11 protein-coding genes are annotated in these 15451 nt (G+C 66.5%); 4 read left to right on the forward strand and 7 right to left on the reverse strand.

Features of this window, described 5'->3' with window-relative positions; genetic code table 11:
- Positions 1-56: 56 nt before the first annotated feature.
- From H8F01_RS05915 to xerD, 6 genes are all read right to left on the reverse strand, one after another.
- On the reverse strand, positions 57-956 hold the full coding sequence (locus H8F01_RS05915; RefSeq protein WP_187058099.1) for a DMT family transporter: 900 nt from the start codon (positions 954-956) through the stop codon (positions 57-59).
- Entirely contained in the window at positions 953-1858 is a 906-nt protein-coding gene (locus tag H8F01_RS05920) for a glycosyltransferase family 2 protein (RefSeq protein ID WP_238481162.1), read from the reverse strand. Before H8F01_RS05920 ends, H8F01_RS05915 begins: the two co-directional genes overlap by 4 nt.
- A gap of 52 nt (positions 1859-1910) precedes the next feature.
- Positions 1911-2621 (reverse strand): hypothetical protein, encoded by a 711-nt coding sequence (locus tag H8F01_RS05925; protein ID WP_238481163.1) that lies wholly within the window; start codon positions 2619-2621, stop codon positions 1911-1913.
- 66 nt (positions 2622-2687) lie between these two features.
- Positions 2688-6548, reverse strand: coding sequence for a phosphoribosylformylglycinamidine synthase (gene purL, locus H8F01_RS05930; RefSeq protein ID WP_187058101.1), 3861 nt, complete (start codon positions 6546-6548; stop codon positions 2688-2690).
- A 184-nt stretch (positions 6549-6732) separates the two neighbouring features.
- Complete coding sequence (locus tag H8F01_RS05935) at positions 6733-7482, reverse strand: DsbC family protein (protein WP_187058102.1); 750 nt, start codon at positions 7480-7482, stop codon at positions 6733-6735.
- 126 nt (positions 7483-7608) lie between these two features.
- Positions 7609-8520, reverse strand: coding sequence for a site-specific tyrosine recombinase XerD (gene xerD / locus H8F01_RS05940; protein WP_187058103.1), 912 nt, complete (start codon positions 8518-8520; stop codon positions 7609-7611).
- Between the two features lie 7 nt (positions 8521-8527).
- Here xerD and H8F01_RS05945 point away from each other — a divergent pair, with 7 nt between their 5' ends.
- The 3 genes from H8F01_RS05945 (at position 8528) to H8F01_RS05955 (ending at position 11222) form a co-directional block, all read left to right on the forward strand.
- The gene (locus H8F01_RS05945) at positions 8528-9085 is read left to right on the forward strand and encodes an RDD family protein (RefSeq protein WP_338017294.1); all 558 of its coding nucleotides are present in this window, start codon (positions 8528-8530) and stop codon (positions 9083-9085) included.
- A gap of 42 nt (positions 9086-9127) precedes the next feature.
- Positions 9128-9871 carry a class I SAM-dependent methyltransferase gene (locus tag H8F01_RS05950; RefSeq protein WP_187058105.1) on the forward strand — a complete coding sequence of 248 codons (744 nt, stop codon included), beginning with the start codon at positions 9128-9130 and terminating at the stop codon, positions 9869-9871.
- Positions 9872-9968: 97 nt separating this feature from the next.
- Positions 9969-11222 carry a polyhydroxyalkanoate depolymerase gene (locus tag H8F01_RS05955; RefSeq protein WP_187058106.1) on the forward strand — a complete coding sequence of 418 codons (1254 nt, stop codon included), beginning with the start codon at positions 9969-9971 and terminating at the stop codon, positions 11220-11222.
- 1257 nt (positions 11223-12479) lie between these two features.
- On the opposite strand, the gene ltaE is transcribed toward H8F01_RS05955, so the two are convergent.
- On the reverse strand, positions 12480-13496 hold the full coding sequence (ltaE, locus tag H8F01_RS05960; protein WP_187058107.1) for a low-specificity L-threonine aldolase: 1017 nt from the start codon (positions 13494-13496) through the stop codon (positions 12480-12482).
- A 148-nt stretch (positions 13497-13644) separates the two neighbouring features.
- Here ltaE and H8F01_RS05965 point away from each other — a divergent pair, with 148 nt between their 5' ends.
- Positions 13645-15408: a glucan ABC transporter ATP-binding protein/ permease gene (locus H8F01_RS05965; protein WP_187058108.1), complete on the forward strand. Its 1764-nt coding sequence runs from the start codon at positions 13645-13647 to the stop codon at positions 15406-15408.
- Positions 15409-15451 lie beyond the last annotated feature (43 nt).

Below are 15451 nucleotides of genomic sequence, written 5' to 3' on the forward strand. Positions count from 1 at the left end.
CGCCTACTCGATACGGTATCGCGGGTTGGTCGCGCACAAGTGCGCTCCTACAGAACTCACACCTCGTGGTGCAGCCCTTCTGCCTTCACCGCCGCGCTGCGCGGCGCCAGCTCCACCAGGTACATCGCCGCCAGCACCAGGGCGCCACCGACCAGCATGCGCCAGGTCAGCGCGTCGTTGCCAAAGGTCACCGCAAAACCGGCCGCGAACACGGGTTCCAGCGTCATCACGATGGCGGCACGCGTGGACGACAGGTGCGCCTGTGCCCAGGTCTGCACCAGCATCGCGCCGGCACCCGCCGCCAGCGCCATGTAGACCACGGCGGCCCACGCGCCCCGATCAGGCGGCAGCGACGGGCCGGAGGGCAAGGTCGCCAGCAGGCAGATGATGGCGATCATCAGCATCTGCACCGTGGACAGGGCGAACGCGCTGCCGGGACGCGACCATGTGCCCAGCCCCACGATATGCAGGCCGTACAGGGCGGCCGATGCCAGCGTGAGCCACACGCCGTAGCCAATGCTGAAGCCATGCAGCGCCAGCAGGCCCAGGCCGCCCACCGAGAGCAGCACGGCGATCCAGGTCACCGACGGCAGGCGCTGTCGCAACAGCACCGTGCCGAGCAAGGGCGTGAACACCACATACATGCCGGTGACGAAGCCGCTGATGCTCGCCGACGTGTGTTCCAGCCCCGAGGTCTGCAGCAGCTGCGCGATGCCATAGATGGCTCCCAGCGCCAGACCCTGCCACCACTCGCGCCGGCTCAGGCGCAGCAGCGGCCGATGGAACAGCACGGCCATCGCCAGCGCGGCGATCAGGAAACGCACGGCCAGGAAATCGGCCACGGCCATGCGCCCCACCAGGTCCTTGATCAGGAAAAAGGTGGAGCCCCAGATGGCGGTGACGGAAACCAGACCCAGGGTGGCCAGCGCCGAGGTACGCGACGCCGCTCCGCTCACGCCGTGTCCTTCACGCGCTTGCGCGTGGCCAGGCGCCACAGCTGGCCGGGAATCTGCAGCAGGAAATGCGACCAGATACCCAGCCACACCACCGCCGAGACCCAGGGCTTGCCCGCATCCGGATCGAACTTGCGGAACCAGCGCCACATGCCGCGATGCTTGTGGCGGCTCACGAACACCGGCCGATGCCGACTGGACGAACCCTTGCCGTGAAGCACGCGCACGTCGCCGGCCAGCATCACGCGATAACCCGCGTCGCGCACGCGGCGGCACAGGTCCAGGTCTTCGCAATGCAGGAAATAGGCTTCGTCGAAGCCGGCGAGATAGTCGAACACGCGGCGTGGCATCAGCATCAACGCACCGGACACGGCCTCGGCCTCGACCAGCTCCTCCGGCATGGGGCCCTCGATGTTGATGCCCTCGCCCGCACGCTTGAACAGCGTATTCAACGCGCGCCGCATCAACGGGTCGCGCCGGTAGGAGGCCGGATCGGGCGTGCCGTCCTCGTCGCACACCACCGCGCCGATCACGCCGGCACGCGGATGCGCTGCCAGCAGCTCCAGCAGGCGCTGCAGCTTGGCGCTGTCGATCAGGCAATCGGGGTTGAGGATGAGCAGCGATTTGCCGCTTGCCTTCGCGGCGCCGCGATTCATCGCCGGGCCAAAGCCGAGGTTGGCATGGTTGTAGATCACGTGCAGCCGATCGTCACCCTGATGTGCACGCGCGATCGCCTGCGGAATGCCGTCCGCTGAGGCGTTGTCCACCAGGATCATTTCCAGCGGCACGTCGCACGCCAGCACCCGCCGCACGCAGTCGCGCAGGCTGGGACCGCTGTCAGCCGCCACCACGATCACGCTGAGCGGCAATACGGAAGCCAGGGAGGGAGATGCGTCGGTATTCACGGTCACCAGTTTGCGTTGTCCAGTACGTCCCAGGGGATGATCGTGCCGACCATCATCGCGGGCCCAGCCCCAGTGCTTCGTGAAGAGGCATCGGCACGCCGTCCACGCCGCGCGCCAGCCAGGGCCGCTCGCCTTCCCAACCGCTGAGTTGCCAGCCCGGCATGCGATGCATGCGGCCGCTCTGGCGATCCCACAGCACTTCGCCGCGGCCGCCCGGCAGGTTGGCGGCGAACCACCGGCCACCCGGGCTGAAGCAGTAGTGCGGGCTGGCCTTGTCGATGACCATGCCCTGTTCGAAGACGAAACGCCCCCGCCCGTTGCCGGTGGACTCGAACCGCGCCTGGCCTGCCGCACTGTCGAAGGCTTCGCCCGCTTCACGCCAGTGTGCGCGGGCCAGCTCGATGATCTGCGCCGGCGGCCCGACCGGGGCCATCGCCAGCTCGCTCCATTCGGGTGACGGCGGCCCGGAAGGGACACGTCGCACGCGATGGTCGAGCAGCGATTCCATCAACACGACCAGCGAGAAACCGACCAACGCCCCGAGCAAGGCAGCACCCCAGGCGATCAGGTCACCACCCAGCGCGCGCTGCACGGCGAACAGCAGGCCCGGCAGGCCCCAGCGCAAGGCCCGGCGGCACAACTCCGCGTAGTGGGCGATGCGCCGGTCGAACAGCACCGCGCCTGCCACCGCCAACAACACCAACGGCAAACCCAACCACCAGGGCAGCAGCGCAACCACGCAGGTCCACGCTGCAGCAGGCAAGATCCGCGCGAACCAGTGCGCGAAGGCAGCCACGCTAGACGGTAAGCCCGGCGTGGCTGGACCGCATCAGCCGCACCACAACCGTGCGTTGCGGAACATGCGCATCCACGGTGAATCCTCGCCCCACTTCTCCGGATGCCAGCTCATCTGCACGCTGCGGAACACGCGTTCCGGATGCGGCATCATGATGGTCACGCGGCCGTCGGCAGCGGTGAAGCCCGTGAGGCCGCCCGGCGAACCGTTGGGGTTCAGCGGGTAGTCTTCGGTGGGCTTGCCGCGATTGTCGACGTAACGCAACGCACTGCCGGCCTTCGACGGGCTGCAGCTGTACGGGAAGCTCACGCGGCCTTCGCCGTGCGCCACGGCCACCGGGATGCGCGAACCGGCCATACCCTTGAAGAAGATGCTCGGCGAATCGAGCACTTCCAGCGTGGCCACGCGCGCTTCGTACTGCTCCGAGGCGTTGCGCAGGAACTTCGGCCAGTGCTGTGCACCGGGGATGATGTCCTTCAGCTGGCTCATCATCTGGCAGCCGTTGCACACGCCCAGCGCAAAACGCAGGTTATTGGCGAAGAACTCGGTGAATTCCGCGCGCAGGAATTCGTTGTACAGGATGGACGTGGCCCAGCCACGACCCGCGCCGAGCACGTCGCCGTAGGAGAAACCACCGCACGCGGCGAAGCCGTTGAAGTCGCCCAGCTTGATGCGGCCGTTGGCGAGGTCGGACATATGGACGTCCATGGCATCGAAGCCCGCACGCGTGAACGCGGCGGCCATTTCCACCTGGCCGTTCACGCCCTGCTCGCGCAGCACCGCCACGCGCGGCTTGGCGCCGCGGCTGATATACGGTGCAGCAATGTCTTCATGCGGATCGAAGGTGAGCTTGGGGGTGATGCCCGGATCGGCATCGTCCAGGCGCCACTCGTTCTCGGCATCGGCGGACGTCGGGTTGTCGCGCAGGCGCTGCATGGCGTGGCTGGTCTCGTTCCACGCCTGGAACAGCGTGCGCCAGTTCCACTTGAACAGCGTGTCGCCGTTCTGGAACAGCTTGATGCCCAGCTTTTCCTTCGGACGACCAATGCGGTACGCCATGCTGGTCAGGCCATGCTTGACCAGCAGCGCCTCGAAGGCCTCGCGGTTGGCCGTGGCCACCTGCACGACGGCGCCCAGTTCTTCGTTGAACAGCGCACGCAGCGTGGCTTCCGCCCAGCCGTCCAGATGGATCTCCAGACCGCAGTGGCCGGCAAACGCCATCTCCAGCAGGGTCACGATGGCACCACCGTCGGAACGGTCGTGATAGGCCAGCAGCAGGCCGCCGGCATTGGCTTCCTGCACCAGCTCGAACAGGGCCTTCAGGCGCTTGGCGTCGTCCAGATCCGGCGGCACGCCGCCGCCGCGGTTGAACACCTGCGTCAGCGCGGAACCGCCAAGGCGGTCGCGGCAGGCACCGAGGTCGAGCAGCCACAGTTCGGAGTCGCCGCGATCCAGGCGCAGCTGCGGCGTCAGCGTGCGGCGCACGTCGGTGACGCGGGCAAAGCCGGTGATCACCAGCGACACCGGCGAGACGGTGCGCTGCGTGGTGTCACCGTCTTTCCACACGGTCTGCATGGACAGCGAGTCCTTGCCCACCGGGATGGAGATGCCCAGTTCCGGGCACAGTTCCATGCCCACGGCCTTCACCGCATCGAACAGCGCGGCATCTTCGCCGGGGAAATTCACCGCGGCCTGCCAGTTCGCCGACAGGCGGATTTCGCCCAGCGAGGCAATCGGTGCGGCGGCCAGGTTGGTAATGGCCTCACCCACGGCAAGACGTGCGGCATCCGGGCTGCTGAGCAGCGCCACCGGTGCGCGCTCGGCCATCGCCATCGCTTCGCCGGTGTAGCTGTCGAAGTCGGTGATGGTGACGGCGCAATCCGCCACCGGCACCTGCCACGGGCCGACCATGGGGTCGCGTGCGTTGAGGCCGCCGACGGTGCGGTCGCCGATGGTGATGAGGAAGCTCTTGCTGCCCACGGTGGGCAGGCGCAGCACGCGCATCAGCGCTTCGTCCATGCTGATGCCGGTGAGGTCGGGCACCAGGTCGATGCGCGGCTTCAGGCGCGTGGCGTCGCGATGCATGCGCGGCGGCTTGCCGAACAGCACATCCATCGGCAGGTCGATCACCAGCGTGTCGGTGCGCGGATCGCGCACCACCAGGCGGCGCTCGGCGGTGGCTTCGCCAACCACGGCGTACGGGCAGCGCTCGCGTTTGCAGTACTCCTCGAACTCGGCGAGATCTTCCACGCCGATGGCGAGCACGTAGCGCTCCTGCGACTCGTTGCTCCAGATCTGCATGGGCGACAGCGACGGGTCATCGCACGGCACGCGCGAAAGATCGATGCGGCCGCCGACGCCGGCGTCGTTGAGCAGTTCGGGAATGGCGTTGGAAAGGCCACCCGCGCCCACGTCATGCACGCTGACGATAGGGTTCTTGTCACCGCGCGCCCAGCAGCTGTCGATCACCTGCTGCGCGCGACGCTCCATCTCGGCGTTGTCGCGCTGCACGGAGGCGAAATCCAACTCCTTGCTGGAGGTGCCCGCGGCCACCGACGAGGCGGCACCGCCGCCCAGGCCGATCAGCATGGACGGACCGCCCAGCACGATCACCTGATTGCCCGGCTGCACGTCGCGCTTCTGCACGTGGTCGGCGCGGATGTTGGCCAGGCCGCCGGCAATCATGATCGGCTTGTCATAACCACGGCGCACGCCGGCTTCGCCGGTTTCGTGCTCGTAGGTACGGAAATAGCCACCCAGCGCGGGGCGGCCGAATTCGTTGTTGAACGCAGCAGCGCCCAGCGGGCCGTCGCGCATGATCTCGAACGCGGTAGCCATGTGCGGCGGCAGCGGGCGATCCACTTCCCACGGACGCGGCAGGCCCGGGATGCGCAAGTCGGACACCGAGAAACCGGTGAGGCCAGCCTTCGGCTTGGCACCGCGGCCGGTGGCGCCTTCGTCGCGGATCTCGCCGCCGGCGCCGGTCGCGGCACCCGGCCACGGGGCGATGGCGGTCGGGTGGTTATGCGTTTCCACCTTGATCGCGTACTCGATGCGCTCCGGATGGGCGCGCCACACGCCATCGTGGTCCGGGAAGAAGCGCTTGCCCTCGTAGCCCTCGATCACGGCCGCGTTGTCCTTGTAGGCGGACAGCGTGTAAGCCGGCGAAAGCTGGTGGGTGTTCTTGATCATGCCGAACAGGCTCTTGTCCTGAGCCTCGCCGTCCAGCGTCCAGCTGGCGTTGAACACCTTGTGGCGGCAATGCTCGGAGTTGGCCTGCGCGAACATGAAAAGTTCGGCATCAGTCGGGTCGCGCCCCAGTTCGGCGTAGCGGTCAACGAGGTATTCGATCTCGTCGTCGGCCAGCGCCAGGCCCAGTTCCTTGTTGGCCTTGTCCAGCGCGCCCTGGGCATCGGAACCCAGCGGGATGTACACCAACGGACCGGGCTGGCCGCCGAGGAACAGGCCCTTGGCCTGATCCAGGCCGGTCAGCACCGACTGCGTCATCGCATCGTGCAGCACGGCCAGCACGGCGTCGTACTGATCCGAGCCGGCGGCGGGCAAGCCGGCGACCTGCCAGGCTACGCCGCGCTCCACGCGGCGCACATCAAAGCCGGCGCCATGCAGGATGTCGGTGGCCTTGCTGGACCAGGGCGAAATGGTGCCCAGACGCGGGACGACCCACAGGGAGGCGGCCTCCGGCGCACCCTCCTTGGCTTCCAGCACTTCCAGCAGGCGACGATGCTGCTCGCCCTCCGGCGCGCGGTCGGCGTCGATGAAGTAAACGAACCACGAAGCCTGCACACGCGTGCCACGATGAATGGCCTCCAGGCGTGCGTTCAGACGTTCGAGACGAAAAGGCGAGAGGGCGCTCTGCCCGTCGAGTGCGATCATGCGGGGAACGGGAGGTAGGCGAAAACGCCTATTGTACCCCAAGGCGGGTCAAGACTGCCGCGACGCAGCATCACGGTGCTTCAGGCGGGCGAGATGGAAAGTCTCGCCAGCATGACGACTCAATACCTTGTTTTTGCTGCAAATAGACCGCCAGGGACGCCGGCGGCGCCCTGGCCAGGCTGGTTCAGCCGCCGGTCTTCAGTGCCTGCAGCAGCTGATCGGGGCTCATGTAACCACCGAGCACGCTGCCATCTTCGGCAATGATGGTGGGGGTGCCGCTCACGCCCAGCTTCACGCCCAGGTCGAACTCGTCCTTCACCGGGTTCGGGCAATTGGTGGCCTTGGGGGCCTTGCCCTGCTTGGCGGCGGTAAAGGCGGCCTTGCGGTCGCTGGCGCACCACACGCCGACCATCTCGTTATAGGTCTGGGTGGTCTTGCCGGCTTCGTTGGTCACGCCTTCGCGCGGCCAGGCCACGTATTCCACGGCGATGCCGGCCTTGTTGAAGTCGGCAATGTGGGAGTGCAGCTGGCGGCAATAGGCGCAGTTGACGTCGGTGAAGACGGTAACGCGATACTTCGGGTTGGCCGGCGCGAACACGATGCGGTCGGCCTCCGGCACCTTGGCCAGCTCGGCCTTGCGGAAATCCGCCCAGCTGTCTTCGCTGATGTTCTTCTTTTTCGACAGGTCGATCACGTCACCATTGAGCATGTACTTGCCGTCGGTGGAGACGTAGACCAGATGGCCCGACGCAATGATCTGAAAGAAACCCGGCATCGGCGCCGGACGGATCGAATCGATCGTGGCATGCGGCACCAGCGCCAGCAGGGCCTTGCGCGCGGCGGCATCCGGTGCTGCGGCCGCGCCATCGGGCGCCGCGCAGGCATTGAGGGTCAATCCGCCGACGCACAGCGCCAGCAACCATTTCTTGAACATCGCAAACCTCGTTGACATGCCACCGCGCTGGGGGGGCGCGGGTAAAAACATATTCTCGCACAGGCACATGAACGCGTATGCGGGCCGTTTGGCACACCGCGGAACCGATGCCAGGCCTCTACCCGGTCAGCCGCGCGGATGGTGCTGGGCGTGCAGGCGCTTGAGCCCCTCCTTCGCCACCAGCGTATAGATCTGCGTGGTGCTCAGCGCGCTGTGGCCCAGCAGCATCTGCAGGGCACGCAGGTCCGCGCCGTGGTTGAGCAGGTGGGTGGCGAAGGAATGGCGCAGCACGTGGGGCGAAATGCGCTTGGATACGATGCCCACCGTGATCGCGTAGCGCTTCACCAGGGTCCAGAACATCTGCCGCGTCATGCCCTCGCCGCGCTTGCTCAGGAACAGTGCCGCGGGCTGGCGTCCGCGCGCCAGCACCGGCCGCGCGGCGGCCATGTAAGCCTCGATGCGCTCGGCCGCCATTTCACCGATCGGCACCAGCCGGTCCTTGCCGCCCTTGCCGGTGACGCGCACCACACCCTGCCGCAGATTCAGCGACGCCAGCGGCAACTCCACCAATTCAGACACGCGCAGGCCCGAGGCGTACATCAATTCCAGCATGGCGCGGTCGCGCAGCCCCAGCGTGGTGCCGACATCCGGCGCCTCCAGCAGGCCTTCGATTTCCCGTTCGGCCAGCGCCTTGGGCAGGCTCCGCGGCGTCTTGGGGCGTTCTATCAGCAGGGTGGGATCTTCAAAGCCTGGCTCCATCCGCGCGACATGCGCATAGAAGCGACGGAACGACGACTGCCGCCGCGCCAGCGAGCGCACCGCCACCGGCTGGCTGCCGTGATACGCGGACAGGTGATGGCGCTGCGCGCTGCGCAGGCTCTGGCCCTGGGTGCCCAGCCAACGGGCGAGACCTTCGAGGTCGCGACGGTACGCGTCGAGCGTGCGGTCGGACAGGCCATCTTCGGACCACACGCGCTCGATGAAGGCATCGATGCTGCGACGGTCGGCTTCGGCGATACTGGGTTCTTCCTGCTGCATGGATGCGATGCTCGCCGTCCGCCTCGCCTCGTGCAAGCGCCCTGTTGCCGAGGCTGCCCAGTCGATGAGTTCCACCACCGCTTCCGACGTGTATTGCCCGCTGTGGCGCCGCCTGATGGCGCTGCTCTACGACCTGCTCGCCGTGGTGGCCATCGTGATGGTGGTGGGCTATGTCTGCCAGCGCGTTACCGGCGGCACGCTGGTCACCACCGATGGCCATGCACACATCGCATGGTGGTACCAGCCACTGCAGGCGCTGGTCGTATCGGCTTACTTCCTCGCCTCGTGGCTGCGCGGTGGGCAGACGCTGGGCATGCGCCCGTGGCGCATCCGCGTGACGAATGCCGACGGCCAGCGCATCTCGGCCGTGCAGGCCATCGTGCGCCTCGTGGTCGCTGCCGCGCCGATGCTGTTGCTGGGCCTGGCACCCGTGATCGGGGCACGCGGCGCCACCTGGGCCGTGCTGGTGGCATGGATCGCCTGGTTCGGCTTCGCCGCGGCGGATTCGCGGAAACGTGCGCTGCATGACGTGGCGGCAGGCACGGAACTACGCAGAATTGCCTGATTTTCATTCTCAGGTCAGGTGTTTTCTGACAACACTTGGCGCATGCCGACGGTTGCAATCCCACGCCCCACCGATGCCGAACTGAAGCGCACCAATCAACGGTTCTACGACGCGCTGTGGTCGGGCGCACGCCTGGTGGACCCAAGCCGCTTCAATACCTGGCCCATGGTGCGCGACCTGGCCATGGCCCTGCCGCGCCGGCTGGAGATCGCGCCGGGCCTGCGGCCCCGCCTGCCGCTGGACGGCACCTGCTTTGTCGACATCAGCCTGGCCGCCCTGCAGGCGCTACGCGCCGAGGGCGCCAGCGCGATACGCGGCAGCATCAGCGACCTGCCCTGCCCCGATGCCAGTTTCGACCTGGTCTGCGCGCTGGACATCCTCGAGCACGTGCAGGATGACGAAGGCGCGCTGCGTGAATTGTCCCGGGTCACCGCGCCGCAGTCCCGTCTGCTGTTGTCCGTGCCCTTGCACGAGTCGGCATGGACGAGTTTCGACGAGTTCGTGGGCCACTACCGCCGCTACGAACCGGCCCAGATCACCGAGCGGCTGGCGTCGCATGGCTGGACGATCGAACGCAGCGCCGTCTACGGCATGCAACCCAGCTCCGGCCTGCTGCTCAAGCTGGGCCAGTGGTCCCTGTCGCACCGGCGCGAGCGCGCCATGTGGTGGTACAACCGGGTGATCATGCCGCTGGGCCTGTACCTGCAGAAACCGCTGCGCTGGCAGCCTGGCCTGCCCGCCAGCGAAGGCGTGGACGAAGTGCTGCTGCTTTGCCGGCGCACGTAAGCGCCTGATTCATCTGGATTGAGACAATGCGGCAGCGCAGCACAAGCCTGCCAAACCGGGTAAGATGCCACCCTCTGACCCCGCCCGGTTTCAACTCATGCTCTATCAGATCCACGAGTGGCAGCGCGCTTTTCTTGGCCCCCTGAGCCATTACGCCGAAGCCAACGCCAAGATGCTGAGCGACGTCACCAGCCCGTTCTCGCATATCCCCGGCGCCCAGCGCATGGCGGCGGGCTACGAGCTGCTGCACCGGCTGGGCAAGGAATACGAGAAGCCCGCGTTCAACCTGACGCAGGTCGCGGCGCACGGTCAGGAAATCGCCGTGATCGAGCGGGTGGTGCTGGACAAGCCGTTCTGCCAGCTCAAGCGCTTCAAGCGCTTCAGTGATGATCAGGAAACCATCGAGAAGATGAAGAACGAGCCGACCGTGCTGGTCGTCGCTCCGCTCTCGGGTCATCACGCCACGTTGCTGCGCGACACGGTGCGCACCCTGCTGCAGGACCACAAGGTGTTCATCACCGACTGGGTCGATGCACGCATGGTGCCCGCCAGCGAAGGCGCGTTCCATCTCGATGACTACGTGGCCTATATCGAAGACTTCATCCGCCACATCGGCGCCGAACGGCTGCACATCATCTCGGTGTGCCAGCCCACCGTGCCAGTGCTTGCCGCCGTGGCGCTGATGGCGGCCCGCGGCGAGAAGACGCCGCTCAGCATGACCATGATGGGCGGCCCGATCGAGCCGCGCAGCAACCCCACCGGGGTCAACAACCTCGCCACCAATCGCCCACTCAGCTGGTTCCGCGGCAACGTGATCCACACCGTGCCGCCGAACTATCCGGGCAGCGGGCGCGAGGTGTATCCGGGCTTCCTGCAGCACGCCGGGTTCATCGCCATGAACCCGGGCCGCCACATGAATTCGCACTGGGATTTCTACGAAAACCTGCTGCGGGGCGACCAGGACGACGCAGACGCGCACCGCAAGTTCTACGACGAGTACAACGCCGTGCTCGACATGCCAGCCGAGTACTACCTCGACACCATCTCCACCGTGTTCCAGCAGTTCCTGCTGCCGCGCGGGCTCTGGGATGTGTCCGGTGAGCGCGTGACGCCATCGGCCATCAGCACCACGGCGCTGTTTACCGTGGAAGGCGAGCTGGACGATATCGCGGGGCTGGGCCAGACCGAGGCGGCGCACGACCTGTGCAGCGGCATTCCCGCCAACCGTCGCGAGCATCGCGTGGTGGAGGGGGCGGGTCACTACGGCATCTTCAGTGGTCGCCGGTGGCGGCAGACGGTGTATCCGCAGGTGCGGGAGTTCATCCGGAAGTTTGATACGCGGGGCGCGTGATCGGCTGATGTCGCCCGGTGGCTGACCTTGTATGGGTCAGCCGGTTTTTCGGCGTGATGGTGTCGCGTTGTGGCGACCCGGCTCGCTGTTGGCTGTCAGGATTGCGTCCGCTTTCCTATTCGCCATTTCGGCGAATTCTTTTCTACTCGCCGTTCCTGCCACCAACTCTCCTACTCGTCATCCCGGCGCAGGCCGGGATCCAGAGCAGTGGTGCCACGTATTGCCTCACCCTCTCATCAACGCCGTCATCCCAGCGAAAGCTGGGATCCAGTGCCTTGGCTCTCTGCCTTCGGTAGTCACGCAGGCGTCAGGTTGCCGCTTACGCAGCGGGGGCGTTTCGACCTCCTGCCGGAGGCCGAGTCACTTTTCTTTGCTGGCCCAAAGAAAAGTAACCCAAAGAAAATGGCCTGAAGAGCTGGCAGCATTCCGTGGGGATAAGCCCGACCGGTCGAGGAACGTTGTTGCTTGGCAACCTCCGCCTCTACACAGCGGGTATCGCGTAGCGCTTCGCAACGCGCCAATGCGCTGAGGACTTAACGCGGAGCGTCGTGCCGCTGCGCGGCACCTCCTTCCTTGCCACTCGGGTGTTCACGTTGAACATCACCTGTCGCTCGTCCTCTCCCGTTCGGCAGAGGACTGGGGTGAGCACTGAGGCGAGAAAGAAACGGGCTTCACACAGTGCGAGACACCCCTGTAGGAGCGCACCTTGTGCGCGACCGCAGCGTCCTGTCGATACCGCTCCGTCAGGTGGTCGCGCACAAGGTGCGCTCCTACAGACAAGCTGAGTCGGCACGCCATTCGCCGTGACACCCTGCGACGCGATGTGCAGCGCAGCTGCACGAGCCTTCGGCTCCAGGCTCTTGACCTACCCGCCCCCTTGAGCGGCGGTGAGGGGCGGACGACAGGCCCGCAGGGGGATCGGCAAGGATGCCGATCCCTTTTCGACAGGACAGGGATGTCCTGTCGAAAAGCCCGGCCGCCCCTCACGGACTGGCCGGCTCCACCGGCCAGCGACGCGATGGGGGTGCCTTTTCTTTTGGTTACTTTTCTTTGGGCAAGCAAAGAAAAGTGACCCGGCCTCCGGCAGGAGGTCGGAAGCCCGCGGCAGGCGAACCCGGTCGCGGTAACGCGCGAGGCCAAAGGCCAAGAGCCAAGTCACTGGATGACCCGCCCTACGGCGGTTGAAAAGCGCCTCCAGCTTTCGCTGGGATGACGAGATGGAGACGATGAGGCACACCTCCAAAAACCAAACCCACCTCACCCCGCAAAAAACGTCCGAAACGCCACCACCGTCCGCGCCACACCCTCATCATCCACATCCAGATGCGTCACCAACCGCAACGTCGGCAAGTAACCGATGCTGATGCGGATACCCGCCTCCCGCAAATGGACGTCCAACTCCCGCAACCGATCTGCCGGCACGTCAATGAACACCATGTTCGTGTGCTGCCCAAGCAGCTTCACGCCGGGGATATCACCCAACCCGGCCGCCAGCGCCGCCGCACGCGCGTGATCGTCAGCCAGGCGGTCCACGTGATGATCCAGCGCATACTGCGCCGCCGCGGCCAGCATGCCCGCCTGGCGCCAGCCGCCACCGGCCACCTTCTTCCAGCGCCGCGCTTTTTCGATCAGAGCCGCGGACCCGACTAGCACCGAGCCGACCGGCGCGCCCAGCCCCTTGGACAGGCAAACCGAGACGCTGTCGAAGTGCTTCGCGATCTCCCGCGCCGGCACGCCACAGGCCACGGCGGCGTTGAACAGGCGGGCGCCATCCAGATGGATGGCCAGGCTGCGTTCGCACGCGAAGTCATGCGCGGCTTTCAGGTAGTCCAGCGGCAGCACGCGACCGTGCCAGGTGTTCTCCAGCGCGAGCAGGCGCGTGCGGGCAAAGTGCGGATCGACCGGCTTGATCGCCGCGGCCACCTTGTCCAGGGGCAGGCTGCCATCGGTGTCCTGCGGAATCGGCTGTGGCTGGATAGAACCCAGCACGGCCGCACCGCCACCTTCGAACTTGTAGGTATGCGCATCCGCACCCACCAGGTATTCGTCGCCGCGTTCGCAATGGGACATCAGCGCCACCAGGTTCGACTGCGTGCCAGTGGGCACGAACAGGCCGGCCTCGAAGCCAAGATCGGCGGCAAGGCGCTGCTGCAGCGCATTGACGGTGGGGTCTTCCCCGTAGACGTCGTCGCCTACCGCGGCATCAAGCATGGCGGCGCGCATGGCCGGCGTGGGACGGGTAACGGTGTCGCTGCGCAGGTCGATCAGGTCCACGGTGGTCTTCCGCTGGGAGAAACAGACCTGAAGCTTGATCGCTCGCCACAGTGGGGGCAAGGCCCGCTGACGCGCCACCAGGGCTTGGGCTAGCCTTGTTGCATGGTCTCCGCATGACGTGGGGACACGGGTCGATCGGAGCCACGGCATGTCGTTCCTGGGTCTCTATCTGCGTGTCATCGCCCTGCTGGCGCCGGAACGGAAGCTGGCGATCACGCTTGCGCTGGCCAACCTGGCGCTGGCGGGTGTGTTCTTCCTGGAGCCGGTGTTGTTCGGTCGCGTGGTGGACGCGCTGGGCAGCACGCACGGTGGCGATGCGCCGCGCCTGATCGGCCTCTGGGCCGGCGTCGGTTTTGCCGGCGTACTGGCGAACGTGTGGGTGTCGCTGCATGCCGACCGGCTTGCGCACCGGCGGCGGCTTGCCGCCATCGCGCTGTTCTTCGAACACGCCGCATCGATGCCGATGTCGTTCCACGGCGAGTACCACACGGGTCGTCTCTCGCGCATCATGAATGTCGGCGTGAGCAATCTGTTCAACCTGTGGCTGAGTTTTTTCCGCGAGCATCTCGCCACGCTGCTGTCGATCGTGGTGATGGTGCCGGTGGCGCTGTGGCTGAACTGGAAGCTGGCGCTGCTGATGATCGCGCTGCTGCTTTGCTTTTCCATCTTCAATGCCGTGGCGGTGCAGCGCACGCACAAGGCGCAGGGCGAAGTGGAAGAGCTGCACCACGAGATCGCCACGCGCGCCGGTGACGTGTTCGGCAACGTGACGGTGGTGCAGAGTTTCACGCGCCTGGCGGCGGAATCGCGCGCGCTGCACGATCTGATGACGCGCACGCTCAACGCGCAGTATCCCGTGCTGCGCGGCTGGGCGATCCTCTCAGTACTCAACCGGGCGGCGAGCACACTGACCATCGTGGCCATTTTCGCGGTTGGCGCCGCGTTGCATGCGCGCGGCGAGATCAGCGTGGGCGGCATCGTGAGTTTCGTGGGTTTTTCGATGCTGCTGATCGGGCGACTGGAGCAGTTCGCCACCTTCCTCTCGAACCTGTTTTTCCAGTCGCAGTCGCTGCGCGATTTCTTCACGGTGCTGGATCGCAGGTCGGAGATCGAGGATCGCCCCGGCGCCATCGCCCTGCCCCGCGTCCGGGGCGAGGTGGTGTTCGAGCAGGTCAGCTTTGGCTACGACCCGGTGCAGCCGGCGCTGCACGACCTGAACTTCCGCGCACCGCCGGGCAGCACGATTGCATTGGTAGGCCCCACCGGCGCCGGCAAGAGCACGGCGCTGAGCCTGCTGTACCGCGCGTACGATCCCAGCGCGGGACGCGTGACGGTGGATGGCCACGACGTGCGCGACGTGACGCTGGAATCGCTGCGCCAGAACATCGGCGTGGTGTTCCAGGACGCGGGCATGTTCTACCGCTCCATCCTGGACAACCTGCGCGTGGGCAACCCGGATGCCGACCCCGGCCAGATCGAGGCGGCGGTGGCGTCGGCCGAAGCCGCGGCCTTCATCGCGCGCAAACCCGAAGGGCTGGAAACGCTGGTGGCCGAGCGCGGCCGCTCGCTGTCCGGTGGCGAGCGCCAACGCCTGGCCATTGCACGCGCCATGCTGAAGGACGCGCCCATCCTGATCCTCGACGAAGCCACCAGCGCACTGGACAACGCCACCGAGGCACGCATCCAGCGCGCACTCGACCGGCTGACGGTGGGGCGCACCACTTTCGTAATCGCGCACCGCCTGTCCACGGTGCGACACGCCGACCTGATCCTGGTGCTGGATCAGGGGCGTCTGGTCGAACAGGGACGTTTCGATGAACTGATCCGCAAGGGCGGCCTGTTCGTTCGCCTGGCGGAAGATGGGCAGTTCGTGGCGGACGCGGAGGATGCGCCCGCGAGCGGGGAGGAGTGACGAACGAAACCCGGGAGCCATGCAGGAGCGCACTCGTGCGCGA

Source organism: Dyella telluris, from assembly GCF_014297575.1.
GTDB classification, from domain to species: Bacteria; Pseudomonadota; Gammaproteobacteria; order Xanthomonadales; family Rhodanobacteraceae; genus Dyella; species Dyella telluris.

What these genes read in the sequence shown, in the direction of transcription:
- H8F01_RS05935 (WP_187058102.1), bottom strand. Translation starts at nt 7,482, where the DNA reads ATGTTCAAGAAATGGTTGCTGGCGCTGTGCGTCGGCGGATTGACCCTC.
- purL (WP_187058101.1), bottom strand. Translation starts at nt 6,548, where the DNA reads ATGATCGCACTCGACGGGCAGAGCGCCCTCTCGCCTTTTCGTCTCGAA.
- xerD (WP_187058103.1), bottom strand. Translation starts at nt 8,520, where the DNA reads ATGCAGCAGGAAGAACCCAGTATCGCCGAAGCCGACCGTCGCAGCATC.
- H8F01_RS05965 (WP_187058108.1), top strand. Translation starts at nt 13,645, where the DNA reads ATGTCGTTCCTGGGTCTCTATCTGCGTGTCATCGCCCTGCTGGCGCCG.
- H8F01_RS05945 (WP_338017294.1), top strand. Translation starts at nt 8,528, where the DNA reads ATGCTCGCCGTCCGCCTCGCCTCGTGCAAGCGCCCTGTTGCCGAGGCT.
- H8F01_RS05950 (WP_187058105.1), top strand. Translation starts at nt 9,128, where the DNA reads ATGCCGACGGTTGCAATCCCACGCCCCACCGATGCCGAACTGAAGCGC.
- H8F01_RS05955 (WP_187058106.1), top strand. Translation starts at nt 9,969, where the DNA reads ATGCTCTATCAGATCCACGAGTGGCAGCGCGCTTTTCTTGGCCCCCTG.